Source organism: Collimonas sp. (assembly GCF_039923675.1).
Taxonomy (GTDB): domain Bacteria; phylum Pseudomonadota; class Gammaproteobacteria; order Burkholderiales; family Burkholderiaceae_D; genus Collimonas.
This window is the reverse complement of the sequence record NZ_JBDTCG010000074.1, coordinates 1-18,600: the sequence shown is the minus strand read 5'-3', so window position 1 is coordinate 18,600 and position 18,600 is coordinate 1. Positions and strand designations below refer to the sequence as shown.

The following is an 18,600-nucleotide window of genomic DNA, read 5'->3' as shown; positions in this document are numbered from 1 at the left end:
GCGGCCTGTCAAGTTACAATAATTTCTGCTCGGCGATTTGCGCGAACACGGTGAAATAATCCGGGAAGGTCTTGGCGACGCATTGCGGGTCGTTGATGCGCACCGTGGTGCCGCGCCGCGCCGCGCCATCCAACGCGGCCAGTGAAAAACACATGGCCACGCGATGGTCGTCATAGGTGTCGATGGTCGCTGGCTGCAACTGCGCCGGTGGCGTCACGCGCAGGTAATCGCTGCCCTCTTCGATGGTCGCGCCGAGCTTGCGCAACTCGGTCGCCATGGCGCTCAGGCGGTCGGTTTCCTTGACCCGCCAGCTAGCGATATTGCGCAAGGTGCTGGTGCCTTCGGCATACAGCGCGGTAATCGCAATCGTCATGGCGGCGTCGGGAATATGGTTGAAATCGGCATCGATGGCCTTCAACGCGCCCGTCGAGGAAACCTCGATCCAGTTATCGCCCATGGTGATGCTGGCGCCCATCTGCTCCAGCGCTTCGACAAACCGCACATCGCCTTGGATGCTGTCCTTGCCGACGCCTTCGACGCGGAACGGGCCACCGGTAATCGCCCCGGCTGCCAGGAAATACGATGCGGTCGAGGCATCGCCTTCGACGTGGATCGCCTTCGGGCTTTGGTATTGCGCGCCGGCGGCCACGGTAAACGACTGCCAGCCATCGCGCGCGACTGTCACGCCGAAGCGCTGCATCAGGTTGAGGGTGATTTCAATGTAAGGCTTGGAAATCAGTTCGCCGATGACTTCTATCGTCACTGCGTCATTCTTCGCCATCAATGGCGCCGCCATCAGCAGCGCCGTCAGGAACTGGCTGGAGACGTTGCCGCGCACCTGGATACGCTGGCTATGCAGCTGGCCACGCTGGATATGCAAGGGCGGGAAGCCGGCAACACCGGTATAAGCAATCCGCGTACCAACCGCATTCAAGGCATCGACCAGGTCGCCGATAGGCCGTTCATGCATGCGCGCCACGCCGTGCACGGTGTAGTCGCCGCCCATAGCCGCCAGCGCCGCCGTCAGCGGACGGATCGCAGTGCCGGCGTTGCCCATGAACAGATCGGCCTGATGTATCGGGAAGCTGCCACCGCTGCCATGTACCGTATAGGTCTGCGTGCCTTCAGCTTGTTCCCAAACCACACCCAATTGCTTGAGCGCCATCAACATCACCAGAGTATCGTCGGACGCCAGCAAGTCATGAATTTGCGTCGTGCCATTGGCCAGCGCCGCCAGCAGCAAGGTGCGGTTGGAAATGCTCTTGGAGCCCGGCAGCCGAACCGAACCGTGTACTTGCGCCACAGGATGCAAATCGATGTATTCGGGATAAGTCTGCTTGCGTTGAGTAGTCATTAGTCGCCACCTTCCTTGTTCTGTTGTTCCGCTGCCTCGATGGCGCTGATCCAGTTGTGTCTTGCCTGTTGTGCGTTGCTGTAGATCGCTTCCAGCGCCGGGCCGTCGCCGGCCGCCAGCAAGCCGCGCAGGCGCATCAGTTGCAGCAGGTAGGCATCCAGTTCGCCCAGCAAGGCGCTCTGGTTTGCCAGCGATATATCGCGCCACATCTCCGGCGATGAGCCGGCGATACGGGTGAAATCGCGAAAGCCGCTGGCCGCGTATTGAAACAGCGATGCCGCGTGCGGCTTGTTAGCAATGTCGTCGACCAGCGCATAGGCCAGCACATGCGGCAAATGGCTGACCGCGGCAAACACCGCATCGTGTTGCTGCGCCGAGAGACGGTGAATCAATGCGCCGCATTGCTGCCATGCGGCTGCGACGCGGGCCACATCCGCTTCGGTATTTTCCGGCAGCGGCGCCAGCACCACTTTCTTGCCGACATACAGTTCGGCCAGTGCCGCTTCAGGGCCATTCTGTTCGCGGCCGGCGATCGGATGTCCCGGTACGAATTGACCAACCTTGTCGCCCAGCGCTGCACGCGCGGCCAGCGCCACGTCCGACTTGGTGCTGCCGGCGTCGGTGACGATGGTGCCGGCTTGCAGATGCGGCGCGATGCTGACCAGGATGGCGCCCGTCTGCGCCACCGGCGCGGCGATCAAGATCAGGTCGGCGCCAGTCACAGCATCAGCCACATTGGCGGCGATAACGTCGATAATTCCCAATTCGCGGGCGCGCTGCAACGTCGATTGCTGACGACCGACGCCGACAATCTGCTCTACCGCACCGGCCTTTTTCAAAGCCAGGGCAAACGAACCACCGATCAGTCCGACTCCAAAAATAGTGATTTTCTTGAACACGAGTGTTGCTTTAATAAAGATTGATCGAAACCGCCGTTCAGGCCAGCAGTTTTTTCAGGGCGTCGATAAATGCCGCGTTTTCATTTGGCAGGCCGACGGTGACGCGCAACCATTGCGGCAGGCCATAGTTTCCGACCGGCCGCACAATGATCCCCTGCTTCAGCAACGCCAGATTGACGCGCGCGCCGGCGCCATCGTCGCCACCCACCTTGACCATGACAAAGTTACCGAATGACGGCACGTATTCCAAACCCAGCTCATCGAAAATTTTGGTCAATTGCAGATAACCGTCGCGATTCAGCTGCGCGCTGCGCTGCAGGAATTCGGTATCGTTCAAGGCTGCCACCGCAGCGGCTTGCGCCAGCGAGTTGACATTGAACGGCTGGCGGATCCGGTTCAGCAAATCGGTGATCGCCGGTTGCGCGATGCCGAAACCAATACGCAGGCCGGCCAGGCCGTAGGCCTTGGACATGGTGCGCGACACCAGCAGGTTCGGATATTTGCGCACCCAGGAAATCGACTCGTATTGCAGCTCTGGCGGCAGGTATTCGTTATAGGCTTCATCCAGCACCACGACGATGTGCGGCGGTACGCGCGCCAGGAAAGCTTCCAGTTCGGCGGCCGGAACAAAGCTGCCGGTTGGATTATTCGGGTTGGCGATAAAGATCAGCTTGGTATCGTCGGTGATCGCATTGGCCATCGCTTCCAGATCGTGGCCGTAGTCCTTGGCTTTGACCACGATGGCGCGCGCGCCCACTGCCTGCGTCGCCAGGGCGTACACGACGAACGAGTATTGCGCATACATGGCGGCTTGCCCGGCCTGGACGAAAGCGTGGGTCGCCAGTTCCAGGATATCGTTGCTGCCGTTGCCGAGCGTGATCCATTCCGCCGGCACGTTGTACTTGGCGGTAATCGCAGCCTTCAATTCGAAGCCGTTGGCGTCCGGATAACGGCCGATATCGGCGACCGCCTTCTGCATCGCCAGCCTGGCGGATTCCGGCATGCCCAGCGGATTTTCATTGGAGGCCAGCTTGATGATCTTGGCTTCGTCCAGGCCGAACTCGCGCGCGACCTCGGCAATCGGCTTGCCGCCTTGATACGGGGCGATAGCGCGTACATACTCTGGACCAAATTTAATCGACATTGTCTGCTTTCAGAACGAAATATAAGAGGTAACTATGTGAAATAATTCACTGGATGTAGATCAGGCCGGTTTAAAAACTGCGCGGATAGGAGCCCAGCAACTTGTAGAAGGCGGCGTTCTGCTGCAATTCCTCCAGCGCCTTGGCGACCTGCTCATCGGCGCAATGGCCTTCGACGTCGACATAGAAATAGTATTCCCATGCGCCCATGCGCGCCGGCCGCGATTCAAAGCGCGTCATCGACACACCATGCTTGGCGAGCGGCGCCAGCAGCTTGTACACCGCGCCGGCCTTGTTCGCCACGGACAGCACCAACGACGTCTGGTCCTTGCCGCTGGCGCCGTTTTTCAGGCGGCCAACCACGGCAAAGCGGGTGCGGTTGTGCGGGTCGTCCTGGATATTGGCGCTGACCACTTGCAGGTCGTACTTTTGCGCTGCCATTTCGCCGGCAATCGCCGCCACCGCGACATTCTCGCTGGCGATGCGGGCCGCTTCGGCATTCGACGCAACCGCTTGCCGTTCAATGTTCGGGTAATGCTGATTCAGCCAGGCATTGCACTGCGCCAGCGCTTGCGAGTGCGCACAAATGCGGGTGATGGCCGTCATCGTTCCTTCTTTGGTCATCAGGCTGTGATGCACCGGAATCGAGACTTCGCCGCTGATATTGAGCGTGGTTTGCAGCAGCAGATCGAGCGTACGGTTGATCACGCCTTCGGAAGAATTTTCGATAGGGGCGACACCGAAATCGGCGGTGCCGGCTTCCGTCGCGCGGAATACTTCGTCAATCGAAACGCATGGCAGACCCTCGACCGCATGGCCGAACTGCTGGTACACCGCTTGCTCGCTGAAGGTGCCGGCCGGGCCGAGATAGGCCACCGTGACGCGCTTTTCCAACGCGCGGCAAGCCGACATCACTTCACGGAAAATGGTCTGCACATCGGCGCCTTGCAGCGGGCCCGGATTACGTTCTGCGACCTTGAGCAAGACTTGCGCTTCGCGCTCAGGACGGAATACAGGCGCATTGGTTTCGGCTTTGACGTGGCCGACCTCTTGCGCGATTTGCGCGCGGCGATTCAGCAAAGCCAGGATTTCCGTATCGATCGCATCGATCTGCTGGCGCAGGGGGAGAAGTTTGTCTTCGCTCATGTTGGCTCTGTGGTTCTATTTATGGTTCGATCTGTAGTTCTATCACTGGTTCTGCTGCTGAGCGTGCCGCAAAGACGCACGCGACAGGCACGCTAACTGCCTAACCGCGCCGCTTTTCAAATTCCTTCAGATACGTCACCAGCGCCTGCACGCCTTCCAGGTGCATGGCGTTATAGATCGAAGCGCGCATGCCGCCCACTGATTTATGCCCCTTCAGTTGCAGCAAACCCTGTTCTTTCGCACCCACGAGAAACGCTTCATTCAAGGCTTCATCGGCAAGGAAGAAAGGCACGTTCATGCGCGAGCGGCAGCCGCTGGCGATCTTGGTGCGGTAGAAATCGGTGGAGTCCAGATAGTCGTACAACAATGCCGCCTTGGCGATATTCCGTTGCTCCATTGCGGCGACGCCGCCCTGCCGCTTGAGCCACTGGAACACCAGCCCGGCGATATAGATCGCATAGGTCGGTGGCGTGTTGTACATCGAATCATTGTCGGCGACGACTTTCCAGTTGAAGGCGGACGGACAGGCCGGCAAAGCATGGCCGAGCAAGTCTTCGCGCACTACCAACAGAGTCAAACCGGCCGGGCCGATATTCTTTTGCGCGCCACCGTAGATCACGCCATATTTGGAAACATCCACCACCCGCGACAGGATGTGCGAAGACATGTCGGCGACCAGCGGCGCATTATTGGTATCGGCAGCGACCTCGGGCGTGAAGTGATACTCGACACCGTCTATCGTTTCGTTGCTGCAGATATGTACATAGGCCGGATCTTTTGACAGCTGCCAGCTTTCACGTGCCGGAATTTGCGCGTAGTGGCTCTCTTCGGAAGACGCAGCAACATTGACATTGCCGTAGCGCCGCGCCTCTTTCAACGATTTGGTCGACCAGGAACCGGTGTTGATGTAATCGCTGGTCGCCGGCTGGGCTCTGCCGTTGCGGCCCAGCAGGTTGAGCGGGACGATCGCATTCTCGGCTATCGCACCGCCCTGCATGAACAACAGCTTGTAGTTATCCGGCACTCCCAGCAACTCACGGAAATCGTGCTGCGCGGCCGCCAGGATCGACATGAATTCCTTGCCGCGATGGCTCATTTCCATGACGGACATACCACTACCTTGCCAGTCCAGCATTTCGGCGGCAGCTTGCTGCAACACCTCTTTCGGTAACACGGCAGGACCTGGAGAAAAATTATAGATAGGCATGATGAATGTCGTCAGATAAAGAACCGGGATTGCAGAGACTACTTGAAAATACGGTGAAAACTGTGGTCCGGCAGATGGCGTTACCGTGTTGCTACGCTGATAAAACCAAAAACAATACGCGGCTCAGCCTGGCTGAGCCGCGTAATTTCCCTTACTCCGCCGATGTATCGGGAGCATCACCTGCTTCGGTGTTGCCGCCGGCTTCAACGTCCGCGCCAGTTGCATCTGCCGCGTCCGTAACATCAACTGCGTCAACTTCCGCATCGGACTCGACCACACGCTGCAAGCCGCTCAGCTTGGTGCCGTCTTCCACTGCGATCAGCGTCACGCCTTGGGTGGCGCGACCCATTTCGCGGATCTCCGCAACCCGGGTGCGGATCAATACGCCACCAGTAGTGATCAGAATGATTTCATCACTAGGCTCAACCAGCGTCGCTGCGACCACCTTGCCGTTGCGCTCGCTGGTCTGGATTGCGATCATGCCCTTGGTGCCGCGGCCATGGCGGGTGTACTCGGTGATCGGAGTACGTTTGCCGAAGCCGTTTTCAGTCGCCGTCAGCACCGATTGCTGCTCGTTTTCCGCAACCAGCAAAGCGATGACCTGTTGTCCTTCTTCCAGGTTCATGCCGCGCACGCCACGTGCGGTGCGACCCATCGGACGCACATCGTTTTCGTCGAAGCGTACTGCCTTGCCGGAATCGGAGAACAGCATCACGTCATGCTGGCCATCGGTCAGCGCGGCGCCGATCAGGAAGTCGCCTTCATCCAGGTCGACCGCGATGATGCCGGCCTTGCGTGGATTGCTGAAGTCAGACAACGGCGTCTTCTTGACGGTACCGAGGCTGGTCGACATGAAGACGTAACGGTCTTCAGGGAACGTACGGTTGGCACCGGACAGCGGCAGCACCACTGTGATCTTCTCGCCATCCTGCAGCGGGAACATGTTGACGATCGGCTTGCCGCGCGAGTTGCGCGAGCCTTGCGGCACTTCCCATATCTTCAGCCAGTACATCCGGCCGCGATTGCTGAAGCACAAGATGTAGTCGTGCGTGTTACCGACGAACAGCTGGTCGATCCAATCGTCTTCCTTGGTCGCCATCGCTTGCTTGCCGCGGCCGCCGCGTTTTTGCGCGCGGTATTCCGAGACCGGCTGCGACTTCATGTAGCCGGTGTGTGACAAGGTCACCACCATGTCTTGCGGCGTAATCAGATCTTCAGTGCCCAGGTCGGTAGGATTCAGTTCGATCTGCGAACGACGCTCATCCTTGTTGCCGATGCCGTATTCGTTTTTAGCGGCAGTTAACTCATCAGTGATGATGATGGTGACGCGCTCCGGCTTGGCCAGGATATCCAGCAAGTCGGCGATCTGCGCCATCACGTCTTTGTATTCGTTGACGATCTTGTCTTGTTCCAGACCGGTCAAACGTTGCAAACGCATCTGCAAAATTTCCTGCGCCTGGTCGTCCGACAAGCGGTACATGCCGTCAGCTTGAATACCGTAATGCTTAGGCAGGTTTTCCGGACGGAAGGATTCGATGCCACCAATGTTTTCATCGCCGGTACGGACCAGCATTTCACGCACTACGGAAGAATCCCAAGAGCGCGCCATCAGTTCGGACTTCGCCACCGGCGGCGTCGGCGCAGCCTTGATCAGCGCGATGAAGTCATCGATGTTCGCCAATGCAACCGCCAGACCTTCCAGCACGTGGCCGCGTTCGCGCGCCTTGCGCAATTCAAACACGGTACGGCGCGTCACCACTTCACGCCGATGCGACAGGAAACATTCCAGCATCTGCTTCAGGTTAAGCAGCTTAGGCTGGCCATCCACCAGCGCCACCATGTTCATGCCGAAGGTGTCTTGCAACTGGGTTTGCTTGTACAGGTTGTTGAGCACCACTTCGGCCACTTCGCCGCGCTTGAGCTCGATCACCACGCGCATGCCGGACTTGTCCGATTCGTCGCGCAAGTCGGAAATGCCTTCCAGCTTCTTGTCGCGCACCAGTTCGGCGATACGCTCCAGCAGGGCTTTCTTGTTTACCTGGTACGGCAGTTCATCGATGATGATCGCGGTGCGGCCTTCGCGTCCGAATTCTTCGAAGTGGGTCTTGGCGCGCATCACCACGCGGCCACGGCCGGTGCGGTAACCATCGCGTACGCCGGAGACGCCGTAGATGATGCCGGCGGTCGGGAAGTCCGGCGCCGGGATGATTTCGATCAATTCGTCGATGGTGCAATCGGCATTCCGCAACACGTGCAAGGCGCCGTCGATCACTTCGGTAATATTGTGCGGAGGAATGTTGGTCGCCATACCCACCGCGATCCCGGACGAACCGTTGATCAGCAAGTTGGGAATACGCGTCGGCAATACCGACGGCTCTTTTTCCTTGCCATCGTAGTTGGGCACGAAATCGACGGTTTCCTTGTCCAGATCGGCCAGCAGTTCGCCGGCGATCTTGTCCAGGCGGCACTCGGTGTAACGCATCGCCGCCGCGCCGTCGCCGTCGATCGAGCCGAAGTTGCCCTGGCCGTCGACCAGCATGTAGCGCAGCGAAAACGGCTGCGCCATCCGCACCAGCGTGTCGTAGATCGAGGCGTCGCCGTGCGGGTGGTACTTACCCATGGTTTCACCGACCACGCGCGCGCATTTGACGAACGGGCGATTCCAGACATTGTTCATTTCATGCATCGCGAACAAGACCCGGCGGTGCACCGGCTTGAGGCCGTCGCGCACATCCGGCAGCGCACGGCCGACGATCACGCTCATGGCGTAATCGAGATAGCTCTTGCGCATTTCTTCTTCGAGGGAAATCGGGATTGTTTCTTTAGCGAATTGATCCATTTAGCGAGTCGACGAGTCTTTACTTGGGTTGATCAATATTATTAATTGCGGGACAGAATTTAAGAGCCACCGTAGCGTGGCGAATTACTCTGTCCTCAACTAACTAGCACCAGCGCTTAAAACTGAACACCCCGTTTTGCTCGGGAGACGGTTTAAAACGAAGGTATAACCGTGTGATTTTAGCACGCGAGAGTGGCAGTTCCGGCTTTTCAGGCAAGGCAGAGCGGCCGAAAACCTGCCGCCGCAAAAAAATATGTTTAAATGCCGCCTTGCCCGGCTTTTAGGAACTGTCCTATTCGTTCCTCGCCATTTCTATCAGGAAATAATTTATGCGTCATACCATTGCGCTGAGCCTGTTGTTAGGCTCGGCTTGCGGCTTTGCAGCCCACTCCAGCTTTGCTCAAACTACGGATATTCAAGCCGCCCCCGAAAAAAGTGCTTACCTGCAAGATGGCCGCGGCCCTGTGGTGCGCAGCCAGGATGGCTTGTGCTGGCGTTCCGGTTATTGGGATGCGAACGACGCGGTCGCCGGCTGCGATGGAGAACTGGTTTCGCCGGTCATGAAAGCGATTGCGCCGGCGCTGGCCGTTGCCCCGGCAATTGCCGGCGACCAACCTGCGGCGCCGGCTCTTATTGCCCAATGTGAATTCACTTTATCCAGCGATAGCATTTTCAGTTTCGGAAAAGCGATTCTGACCAAAGCCGCCAAACAAGATATTGATAAAAACACCATTGTGAAACTGGCCGATTGCGGCAGCGCCAAAGTCATCCTGGTAACCGGCTACACCGATCACCTTGGGACAGACAACTATAACCAGAAGTTATCGACACAGCGCGCCGCCAACGTCGCCAAGTACCTGAAAAGCAAAGGTGTGGGCAATAAAATAGAGACCGCCGGCGCCGGTGCGGCGGATCCAATAGTGACATGCAGCAACAAGCTAAACCGCCAGAAACGCCTCGCTTGCCTCAGCCCGAATCGCAGAGTCGTAATAAAAATACAATAAAATCAAAATAAAATAGATACTTTCCTTGCGCCGATGTAATATGTCGCCCGTGGTGATGTTTTCATAATGTTATGTTGTATGAAAACAACGAAGTAGGCAAAACGTGTGCTGGATCATTTGGCATCCTTCGCTAGCGCTTGAAGCCTGTGGCAGAATGGTGGTCAAGTTCATTGCGTGTGGTCAATCCCACACGTAACGGCCTGAACCACGTGGTACTATCCAATTTTTGATGTCGTATATTAGTTGCGCAGTTAATCTGCGGATATCTCAACCGAGAGGAGAAACATGAATAAATTAGCAAAACTCGTCTTCGCTGCGTCCGCAGTCGTCGCACTCTCTGCCTCCGCGCAGGAAATCAAAGATATCCAGGCCCCTACCCCAAACAGCGCCTATGTGCAAAGCTCGAACGGCGTGATCGCACGTGACCCGTACGGTCTGTGCTGGCATACCGGTTACTGGACACCGGCTGACTCGGTTCCAGGTTGCGACGGCGAAATCGCTCAAGCAGCTCCTGCTCCAATGGCACCAGCTCCAGCACCAGTCGTTCCGGCACCAGCTCCAGTATCGCAAAAGGTAACTTTCGCTGCTGACGCATTCTTCGACTTCGACAAAGCTGTCCTGAAGCCAGAAGGCAAAGCTAAGCTGGATGATCTGACATCGAAACTGGGCGCAATCAACCTGGAAGTCATCATCGCTGTCGGTCACACTGACTCGGTCGGTTCGGTTGCTTACAACCAGAAGCTGTCGGTTCGCCGTGCTGAAGCTGTCAAGGCATACCTGGTACACAAGGGTGTCGAAGCTAACCGTGTTTACACTGAAGGCAAGGGCAAGTCGCAACCGGTCGCTGATAACAAGACCGCTGCTGGCCGCGCTAAGAATCGTCGCGTTGAAATCGAAGTTGTTGGTACACGTACCAACTAATTGATTCAGACTCGATCAGAACCCCGCTTCGGCGGGGTTTTTTTTGCTTTGACTTTTCGTTTTGATTGTTGCAGCCCGTGCAGAGATCGTTTTTAATCAGACATCAAACCGCAAAAGCGCCGTTTCCAGCTATGATTCAACCTATGAACGCAGACCCATCAGAACTCAAAAAATTCAGCGACCTGGCCCACCGTTGGTGGGATCCGGAATCGGAATTCCGACCCTTGCACGAAATCAACCCTTTGCGCCTGGAATGGATCAATTCGCGCGCTTCACTGGCCGGCAAGAATGTGCTGGATATCGGTTGCGGCGGCGGCATCCTGGCCGAATCCATGGCCCGCAAAGGCGCCACCGTTACCGGTATCGACCTCTCCGACAAGGCGCTGAAAGTTGCCGACCTGCACAGCCTGGAATCAGGAATCCAGGTCCGTTACGAGAAAATCGCCGCCGAAGACATAGCCGTCCGCGAAGCCGACCAGTTCGATGTCGTGACCTGCATGGAAATGCTGGAGCACGTGCCTGATCCGGCATCCATCGTGCGCGCTTGCGCAGCGCTGGTAAAACCTGGCGGCCAAGTGTTTTTCTCGACCTTGAACCGCAACCTGAAAGCTTATCTGCAGGCAGTGCTGGCGGCTGAATACCTGTTGCGAATGTTGCCAAAAGGCACTCACGACTACGCCAAGTTCATCACGCCTTCCGAACTTGCGCAATTTGCCCGCAACGCCGGTCTGACGGTCGAAGACATGCGCGGCATGAGCTATAACCCGCTGACATTGATCTATTCACTCAATCAAGACACCAGCGTCAATTATCTGATGGCGTGCAGCAAGCACGCTTAAACCAGTCATCCTGCAGTCCTGCTCTGACCAACGCGGCTGCAAGGCGCATCCGCAGCTACCTGCGATACGCCGCTTTCTCGCACATCGCACTCTAGGAACCGACCATGCTCCTGCCAACGCCGCGCGCCATCCTGTTTGACCTCGATGGTACGCTTGCCGATACCGCCCCGGACCTGGCGGCGGCGCTCAACCGCCTGCGCAACGACCGCGGTTTGAGCAGCACTCCGTATGAACAATTGCGCCCCCACACTTCAGCCGGCGCGCGCGGCATGATAGGCGCTGCCTTCGGCCTCAAGCCGGGCGATCCGGACTATGAAGAATTGCGCGTCGGCTTCCTCGATCATTACGCCGCCGCGCTGGCGGTCGACAGCACCTTGTTCGACGGTATCTCCGCGCTACTGAAAGACTTGCGTCAGCGCCATCTGGGCTGGGGTGTGGTTACCAACAAGGCGGCCCGCTTCACCGATCCGCTGGTGTCGCAGATTGGCCTGGCAGACGCCGATTGCGTCATTTCCGGCGACACCACGGCCCACTCCAAACCGCACCCGGAACCCTTGCTGGAAGCCGCGCGCCGCCTCAATCTGCAGCCGCAAGAATGCTGGTATGTGGGCGACGACCTGCGCGATATCCAGGCCGGACGCGCGGCCGGCATGGCTACCGTCGCTGTCGCCTGGGGTTATTGCGGAGAGAGCGCACCGGACTCTTGGGAAGCGGATGCCCTGATCGCTACGCCGCACGAATTGCTGGCTTTGCTGCCTCAGCAGTAACTTTTTTGCGTAAATCAGGTCATATGCCTGCGCAGGCATATGACTTGTCGCGTAGCGACTTGCCTGAAACAGTTTCAAAGACTTTAATAAAATAACGAGCAATGATGTCTGGCGGTATATTGTGGACATGATTGCCTATAAGGAATAAAAATGGCAAACCTCCCTCGTCCTTCCTGGCTCCCACGTGCCGTCCGCTGGACCGGCATCACCATCGCCGTCGTGCTGGTATTGGCGTTGATCAGCTGGCTGGCAGTGCCGCCGGTAGCCAAACATCTGGTTGAACAACAGGTTGAAGCGCAGATAGGACGCAAGGCGACGGTCGGCAAAATCGCCTTCAATCCATTCACGCTGACGCTGACCGGCTCCGATTTCACGCTGTATGAACAAGACAAGACTACACCGGCCTTTTCCGCCAGCACGTTGCTGGTCAACGCCTCGTCGGCCTCGCTGTTCCGCCTGGCGCCGGTGCTGAATGAAGCCAAATTGGTCAATCCCAAGCTGCATATCGTGCGCACCAGCGCCGACGGCATCGGCCGCTATAATTTTTCCGATATCATCGACCGCATCCTGGCGATGCCCAAGAGCGATAAGCCTGCCTTGTTTTCGGTCTCCAATATCCAGCTCGAAAACGGCGCGGTCAAGTTCGACGACAAGGTCACCAACAAGCTGGTCGATATCGAGGCGCTGAATATCGGCCTGCCTTACGTCTCCAACTTCCCGAGCAAGGTCGATACCTTTGTCCAGCCGCATGTGTCGGCCAAGATCAACGGCACGCCGTTCGACCTCAAAGGACGCACCAAACCGTTCGCCGGCAGCCAGGAAACCTCGCTGGCGATCGATATCGACCAGCTGGATGTCGCCAGTTATGTCGCCTTCTCGCCGGTCGCCCTGCCGCTGGCGATCCAGAGCGCCAAACTCTCCACCAGACTCGACCTGACCTTCGTCCGCAACAAGGACAAACCCGAAGTCTTGCTGTCCGGCTGGCTGCAGCTGGCAAATCTTGCGCTGGCCGACAAGAACGCTGCACCGCTGCTAAAAGCCCAAACCATCAGCGCCCAGATCAACAAATTCAATGTCCTTAGCGGCGCAGCTGCGCTCGACCGGATCGAGATCCGGCAACCGGAAGTCTGGGTCAACCTGAACGCCAACGGCAGCCTGAACTGGGCCGCTCTGAGTACGCCGGCCGCCAAGCAGGAAATCGTCAAGGATGCGCCGAAAAAAGCGTCCGCAGCGCAGCCGCAAATGACGCTGGCGAAATTCATCATCAAGGACGGCACGGTGAACTGGCTGGATGCCGCCAATGCCTCGCCGGCGTTGAATCTGCAGGTCAAGAACGTGGCGCTGGATGCGAGCCACCTGTCGCTGGCGGCGGATGCCAAACCTGCCACCGTAACGCTTTCCACCGGTACTGAAACCGACCAGCATATCCAGTTCATCGGCCAGATCACGCCGGCCAAAGCGATAGTCGCCGGCAAGGCCAGCGTCAATGCCCTGTCGCTTGCGCCCTACCAGCCCTATGTCAACCGCTCGCTGGCGGCAGTGGTGTCCGGCCAGTTATCGCTGAATACCTTGCTCGCCATCAACGGCGGCCGGATCCAGCTGCATCAATTGGGAATTGATGTGGACGACCTTAAGGTTGCGTCAAAAAACAGCGCGGGGGGCAGCATCGCCGCGAAGAAAATCAGCCTGGAAAACGCCAGCGTCGACACCGAAGCGCACACCTTCAACGCCAGCGCCTTGCGCCTGGCAGGCATCCAAGGTGACGTCCGCCGCGACGCCCAGGGCAAACTCAACCTGCAGCAATTCCTGGCGCCGGCCGGCGCTTCAGCCAAGGGCGCTCCGAGCGCAGCAGCGAAGAAGAGCGGACCGGAATGGGTCGCCAACCTGGGTCAGTTCGCCATCAGCGACAGCAGTGTCGCCTACCTCGACAATGCCGTAAAGCCGGCAGTCAAGCTGCGCGCCGACGGCATCAACCTGACTGCGGAGAATGTCTCCAGCAAGCTAGACAAGCCGATCAAGATTGCGCTACGCACCCAACTCAACAAGAGCGGCAAGCTGTCGGTCGACGGCAGCGTCGCCGCCCAGATGAAATCGGTTGCTCTTGACATCGATGCGCAAAACCTGCCGGTACCGGCGTTGCAGCCCTACTTTACCGACTTCCTGAACGTCACGTTGAGCTCAGGCCTGGCCAGCACCAAGGGCAAGCTGTCGCTGGTCCTGCCGAGCGGTCGCCAGGAGATGGTGACCGGCTATAACGGCACGCTGCGCCTGGCCAATTTCCGCGTACTGGACAAGGAAACTTCCGCCGACTTCCTGAAATGGAAAATGCTCGATGTCAGCGGCATCAATGCGAATATCGGCGGCCCGCGCCAAAACGTCACACTGGCGAAAATCGCGCTGGAAGATTTTTACGCGCGCATCATCTTGTCGGACAAAGCCAAGCTGAACCTGCAAGATATCGTCGTATCGAAAAACGCCCCGCCCGGCGCGCCGGCGCCATCCCTGACCTCTGCCCAAGCTGGCGACAGTTCAGGTCCGGCGCCGGAAAAAGTCAGCAAGCCTACTACCGAAGGCAGCACTACCGTGGCCCCGATCGTAGCCGCGCCCCTCAAGGACAACGCACCGGTGATCAAGATCGGCCAGGTCGTCATCAAGGGCGGCAACATCAACTACACCGACAACTTCGTCAAGCCGAACTACACTGCCAACATGACCGGCATGAACGGCACCGTCGGTGCGATTGCTTCCGACAAGCCGGCGCCAGCGCCGATCGACATCAACGGCAAGATCGACAACGACGCGCCGGTGGCGATTTCCGGTTCGCTGAATCCCTTGTTCAAGCCGATGTTCCTCGATATCAAGGCCAGCGCCAACGGCGTCGAACTACCGCGCCTGACACCGTATGCGGCCAAGTACGCCGGCTACGCCATCGAGAAAGGCAAGCTGTCGATGGACGTCAACTATCACATCGAGAACGACAAGCTGGTGGCGCAAAACAATGTCCGCATCGACCAGCTCACTTTCGGCGACAAGATCGACAGCCCGACCGCCACCAAGCTGCCGGTGCTGCTGGCAGTCGCCTTGCTGAAAGACCGCAACGGCCAGATCAACATCAACCTGCCGATTTCCGGCACCTTGTCGGACCCGGAATTTTCGATAGGCGGCATCATCGTCCGCATCTTCATCAACCTGATCGTCAAGGCGGTGACTTCGCCTTTTGCGCTGATCAGCTCGGCTTTCGGCGGTGGCGGCGATGAACTCGGCTATGCAGAATTCGCACCCGGCTCGGCGACCCTCAGCGCAGCCACCCAAAGCAAGCTGGACACCATCGCCAAGGCGCTGGATGACCGTCCGGCCCTGAAACTCGACCTGATCGGTCGCGTCGATCCAAAAACCGACACCGACGGCGTGCGCCAGCAAGTCCTCAACCGCCAGTTGAAACAGCTGAAACTCAAGGATTCGGTTGATCAAAGCGACGAAGCCGGATCGGATGACGTCACCCTGACCGACGCCGACAAGGATAAATACATGGGCAAGGTATATAGCGCCGGCAAATTCGACAAGCCGCGCAACGCCATCGGCTTCGCCAAATCGCTACCCACCGAGGAAATGGAAAAGTTGATAGTCGCCAACACGCCGGTCACCTCCGACGCCCTTAGCGCACTGGCCACCCGGCGCGCCGAAGCGGTCCGCAAATACCTGGAAACCAAGGGCAAGATCCCGCTGGAACGGATTTTCCTGATCGCGCCGAAACTGACTGCCGACGGCATCAAGGACAAAGGCGCGCCGAACCGGGTCGATTTTGCGCTGAAATAGGATTTTGCAACACTGGCAAGCCCCTGACAGGGAAGGCCTAAGTAGGCTACAATAAGAGTCTGCTTGGGGGCGACCTGGTTTCGACGTGGGTTACAAAGCAGCGCAGGGCATACCGAGGACCGACTACCTCGTAAATACAATCGGAATAGATCTAACTGCAAACGATAACTCGTACGCACTAGCCGCTTAATAACCGGCTAGCTCTACACCATCTCGTCCCTGGGGTGGGCTGGTAAAACAGCAGTAGAGTCATTTACAGGGAATCGCTTTTAGCCGGGTTACTTGGCTAACAGTTAAATTTAGGTGACTCGCCTGAACGAAGCGTGTGCGTCCGCGTCGGCTGGGTTAAATCAAATGACAGCACTAAGTATGTAGAACTGTCTGTAGAGGATTTGCGGACGCGGGTTCGATTCCCGCCGCCTCCACCATAATTTGAAATCCCAACCCTTATCGGTTGGGATTTTTTTTGCCCGTTCCCCCAGTGTTGGCGCGGTTCCGGGCCATTGCCTCGCGCGCGGCACCTCCACGACTGCGCCAGTTCCCGCACTTTTTCAGCCTCTCTCCTCGCTGTTTTCTCTGTTTGCCTCGCGAGCGCTTTCGACCCCATATCCAGTATTCATGAGGGTTTGCGGGGTGCAGGTTGGGAATGGAAACTGCTGTAGCAGTAGTGGCCTCAGTATTAAAATCCACCGGGCAGCTGTATCCTCCTAAAGCTTTACTGCTTTTGCTTGCGAGTGTCTGATTCCGATGAATTTTTCTGATGACCTTTTGACCGCGATTGGCGCATGGCAGAACGGGTGGCGTGAAAACCAATCGCTGCGTATTCAACTCGCCAACAACCTTCTGGCCGTGACAGGTGCTCTGCCCGAACGCTTTCGGACCGTTGAAGATCCGTGCTACAGAAAGCGCTTTTTACACAAAGGCGAGTTATCGGATCTGATCTTGAACGACGAACGCAACGAGGGAATGGTTAGCTGGACAACCAAGCGGGAGTTTGCCGAGCGATTCAAAGGCCTTACGAAACCAGGCGCAGTTTCCGGCGCAATCTTTCGGCATAATCCTCTTACCATCGAAGTTGTGGTGAATATTGCCGCTCTTTGGGCGTGCCCCGAGTTTGTTGCTGCCGCAGAAAGTTACCGGCAGAGAGATGGTGCGAGCGCAAAAGCGCTTTTTAACTTTGCCGACAGTCAAGGGGAAGTTGTTCTTGAGACGCCGTTGAGAGCCAGCGAAATCGTTGCGCTGACCGGTGCGTCCAGTCCGTTCGACGACTTGTGCGACCAAGCAGGCATAGAAGAGGCTGACCGCGACCATCTTTTTCGAGATCTGGTCGCGCAAGGAGGGTGCCCCGGAGAATATCGATACATCTCTGAAGAGGCAGCTCAGAGAGCGATTGCAGCAACCATCAGGAAGATGTACGTGCGGATATCTGAGCTCAAAAAGGTTTCCAGCACTACAGCTGAAGCCCCCGCATCTGGGTGACCCAGCCGTTAGGCCAAGGGCGGCGCATCACCTGCTCCAATACGATGTCGGTGGCACCGACCAGACGTTCTACAACCTCGGGAGCCAAAAGCGTCAGCCGCATCAGGCGGCGCACCTGTGTCACGTTGATCTCCTCGGCATCCGCGATCTCGGCCACCGACCCCACGCGTTGCTCATCCAGCAGCCGCTGCCAGTGATAGGCCAGCCCGAGGGCGCGTAGCAGCGCGGTGTCCTGCACCGACTCGCGGGCCTGCCGCTCCAGGCGCGCCTCCTCCATGAATTCCTGCGGCGCATCCAGCGGCGTGATGATCTGCTTCTTCAAGCCTCGTTTGACCAGCGTCCAAGGCACGAATGTCTCCAATTGCACACCGCCTGCGGGTGACGGCAATTGGTAGGTGACTGGGTCACCCTGGTACCGACCCCGGTGCTTCTTGCTCATACATCCTCCTCAAAGCGTTGCACGATCTGGCGTTGCGCCACCCAATCTACCGGCACCGGGTTCCGCTGGAACCAGATCAGGTTCATTCGGCGCGGCTGCCTGCCGGACATCAAAAGTTCGATGATGTCGGGCGCGAGCAAGGTCAGGCGCATCAGTTCGTTGGGCACGGACGGATGCAGATCTTCTGCCCGCGCGATGTCCGACCCGCTTTCCATTGCCCCGGTATCGACCAGTTGCTGCCAGTAAAAGCCCCGCGCCAGTCCTTCCAGCAGCGTCACGTCGTGGACGTGTCGGTCATCCGTGACCACACGACGTGCTCCCTTGCGGCGAAACGCCAAGGGCACGAAGGTTTCCAGTGAGTCGTCCATCAGGCTTCGACCTCCAGCAATTCGGCACCAATGCCGCTCGGCGCGAATTCTTCGATCAGCGCGTTCCAGCCAATCTCGCGCCATTTCACCTTGATGCCCTGAACCTCACCCGTGTGGACAAGGTCGATGCGCTCGATCATCAGATTCGCAATTCGATGGCGCTCGGCTGGAAACAGTTGCTCCCAGACGTCGTTCAGTCGCCCCATCGCCATCACCGTGGTCGCCTCGTCGATCTGGGCCCCATTGCGCTGGATTGTCAACAGCGATTTAAAACTGATACAGTTTTGGCGCCCGCAGCGATTTAAAACTGATACACCTCCATCACCAGCACATGCTGGATTTTCTCTCTTTGCATAACGCCTTCAGCCAGCTTTGCCAGC

The 18,600-nt window shown here is 57.9% G+C and carries 14 protein-coding genes, 1 other RNA gene and 1 pseudogene; 7 read left to right on the top strand and 9 right to left on the bottom strand.

Annotated features, from left to right (window positions below):
- Positions 1–13: 13 nt before the first annotated feature.
- From aroA to gyrA, 6 genes are all read right to left on the bottom strand, one after another.
- The gene (gene aroA / locus ABI171_RS15480; RefSeq protein WP_348093424.1) at positions 14–1,354 is read right to left on the bottom strand and encodes a 3-phosphoshikimate 1-carboxyvinyltransferase; all 1,341 of its coding nucleotides are present in this window, start codon (positions 1,352–1,354) and stop codon (positions 14–16) included.
- Positions 1,354–2,253, bottom strand: a complete 900-nt coding sequence (locus ABI171_RS15475; RefSeq protein WP_348093423.1) for a prephenate dehydrogenase/arogenate dehydrogenase family protein — start codon at positions 2,251–2,253, stop codon at positions 1,354–1,356. Before ABI171_RS15475 ends, aroA begins: the two co-directional genes overlap by 1 nt.
- Positions 2,254–2,290: 37 nt before the next feature.
- Positions 2,291–3,397 (bottom strand): histidinol-phosphate transaminase, encoded by a 1,107-nt coding sequence (hisC, locus tag ABI171_RS15470; protein WP_348093422.1) that lies wholly within the window; start codon positions 3,395–3,397, stop codon positions 2,291–2,293.
- A 70-nt stretch (positions 3,398–3,467) separates the two neighbouring features.
- Entirely contained in the window at positions 3,468–4,541 is a 1,074-nt protein-coding gene (gene pheA, locus ABI171_RS15465) for a prephenate dehydratase (protein ID WP_348093421.1), read from the bottom strand.
- Between the two features lie 100 nt (positions 4,542–4,641).
- Complete coding sequence (serC, locus tag ABI171_RS15460) at positions 4,642–5,748, bottom strand: 3-phosphoserine/phosphohydroxythreonine transaminase (RefSeq protein WP_348093420.1); 1,107 nt, start codon at positions 5,746–5,748, stop codon at positions 4,642–4,644.
- A 151-nt stretch (positions 5,749–5,899) separates the two neighbouring features.
- Entirely contained in the window at positions 5,900–8,587 is a 2,688-nt protein-coding gene (gene gyrA / locus ABI171_RS15455; RefSeq protein ID WP_348093419.1) for a DNA gyrase subunit A, read from the bottom strand.
- 329 nt (positions 8,588–8,916) lie between these two features.
- Between gyrA and ABI171_RS15450 the strand changes: the two genes are divergently transcribed.
- The 7 genes from ABI171_RS15450 to ABI171_RS15420 all read left to right on the top strand — a co-directional run bounded on the left by ABI171_RS15450 (position 8,917) and on the right by ABI171_RS15420 (position 17,413).
- The gene (locus ABI171_RS15450; RefSeq protein WP_348093418.1) at positions 8,917–9,591 is read left to right on the top strand and encodes an OmpA family protein; all 675 of its coding nucleotides are present in this window, start codon (positions 8,917–8,919) and stop codon (positions 9,589–9,591) included.
- Positions 9,592–9,876: 285 nt separating this feature from the next.
- A complete protein-coding gene (ompA, locus tag ABI171_RS15445; RefSeq protein ID WP_348093417.1) occupies positions 9,877–10,512 on the top strand; it encodes an outer membrane protein OmpA in 636 nt (211 codons plus the stop codon).
- 143 nt (positions 10,513–10,655) lie between these two features.
- Positions 10,656–11,351, top strand: a complete 696-nt coding sequence (ubiG, locus tag ABI171_RS15440) for a bifunctional 2-polyprenyl-6-hydroxyphenol methylase/3-demethylubiquinol 3-O-methyltransferase UbiG (protein WP_348093416.1) — start codon at positions 10,656–10,658, stop codon at positions 11,349–11,351.
- Between the two features lie 104 nt (positions 11,352–11,455).
- The gene (locus ABI171_RS15435) at positions 11,456–12,118 is read left to right on the top strand and encodes an HAD-IA family hydrolase (RefSeq protein WP_348093415.1); all 663 of its coding nucleotides are present in this window, start codon (positions 11,456–11,458) and stop codon (positions 12,116–12,118) included.
- Between the two features lie 150 nt (positions 12,119–12,268).
- Positions 12,269–15,934: a DUF748 domain-containing protein gene (locus ABI171_RS15430; protein WP_348093414.1), complete on the top strand. Its 3,666-nt coding sequence runs from the start codon at positions 12,269–12,271 to the stop codon at positions 15,932–15,934.
- Positions 15,935–15,999: 65 nt separating this feature from the next.
- Positions 16,000–16,362: a transfer-messenger RNA gene (gene ssrA / locus ABI171_RS15425) on the top strand.
- Between the two features lie 319 nt (positions 16,363–16,681).
- Positions 16,682–17,413 (top strand): hypothetical protein, encoded by a 732-nt coding sequence (locus tag ABI171_RS15420; RefSeq protein WP_348093413.1) that lies wholly within the window; start codon positions 16,682–16,684, stop codon positions 17,411–17,413.
- Here ABI171_RS15420 and ABI171_RS15415 read toward each other — a convergent pair.
- From ABI171_RS15415 to ABI171_RS15405, 3 genes and pseudogenes are all read right to left on the bottom strand, one after another.
- Positions 17,385–17,852, bottom strand: a complete 468-nt coding sequence (locus tag ABI171_RS15415; protein ID WP_348093412.1) for a hypothetical protein — start codon at positions 17,850–17,852, stop codon at positions 17,385–17,387. The two genes, ABI171_RS15420 and ABI171_RS15415, sit on opposite strands and share 29 nt — an antisense overlap.
- Entirely contained in the window at positions 17,849–18,220 is a 372-nt protein-coding gene (locus tag ABI171_RS15410) for a site-specific recombinase resolvase (protein WP_348093411.1), read from the bottom strand. The genes ABI171_RS15415 and ABI171_RS15410 overlap by 4 nt, the downstream gene beginning before the upstream one ends.
- A pseudogene (locus ABI171_RS15405) lies at positions 18,220–18,486 on the bottom strand (recombinase family protein); the annotation flags it as partial. The pseudogene ABI171_RS15405 and the gene ABI171_RS15410, both read right to left, overlap by 1 nt.
- Positions 18,487–18,600 lie beyond the last annotated feature (114 nt).

Coding starts and splice junctions, on each gene's coding strand:
- aroA (WP_348093424.1), bottom strand. CDS start 1,354: ATGACTACTCAACGCAAGCAGACTTATCCCGAATACATCGATTTGCAT.
- hisC (WP_348093422.1), bottom strand. CDS start 3,397: ATGTCGATTAAATTTGGTCCAGAGTATGTACGCGCTATCGCCCCGTAT.
- pheA (WP_348093421.1), bottom strand. CDS start 4,541: ATGAGCGAAGACAAACTTCTCCCCCTGCGCCAGCAGATCGATGCGATC.
- serC (WP_348093420.1), bottom strand. CDS start 5,748: ATGCCTATCTATAATTTTTCTCCAGGTCCTGCCGTGTTACCGAAAGAG.
- gyrA (WP_348093419.1), bottom strand. CDS start 8,587: ATGGATCAATTCGCTAAAGAAACAATCCCGATTTCCCTCGAAGAAGAA.
- ABI171_RS15450 (WP_348093418.1), top strand. CDS start 8,917: ATGCGTCATACCATTGCGCTGAGCCTGTTGTTAGGCTCGGCTTGCGGC.
- ompA (WP_348093417.1), top strand. CDS start 9,877: ATGAATAAATTAGCAAAACTCGTCTTCGCTGCGTCCGCAGTCGTCGCA.
- ubiG (WP_348093416.1), top strand. CDS start 10,656: ATGAACGCAGACCCATCAGAACTCAAAAAATTCAGCGACCTGGCCCAC.
- ABI171_RS15435 (WP_348093415.1), top strand. CDS start 11,456: ATGCTCCTGCCAACGCCGCGCGCCATCCTGTTTGACCTCGATGGTACG.
- ABI171_RS15430 (WP_348093414.1), top strand. CDS start 12,269: ATGGCAAACCTCCCTCGTCCTTCCTGGCTCCCACGTGCCGTCCGCTGG.
- ABI171_RS15420 (WP_348093413.1), top strand. CDS start 16,682: ATGAATTTTTCTGATGACCTTTTGACCGCGATTGGCGCATGGCAGAAC.
- ABI171_RS15415 (WP_348093412.1), bottom strand. CDS start 17,852: ATGAGCAAGAAGCACCGGGGTCGGTACCAGGGTGACCCAGTCACCTAC.
- ABI171_RS15410 (WP_348093411.1), bottom strand. CDS start 18,220: ATGGACGACTCACTGGAAACCTTCGTGCCCTTGGCGTTTCGCCGCAAG.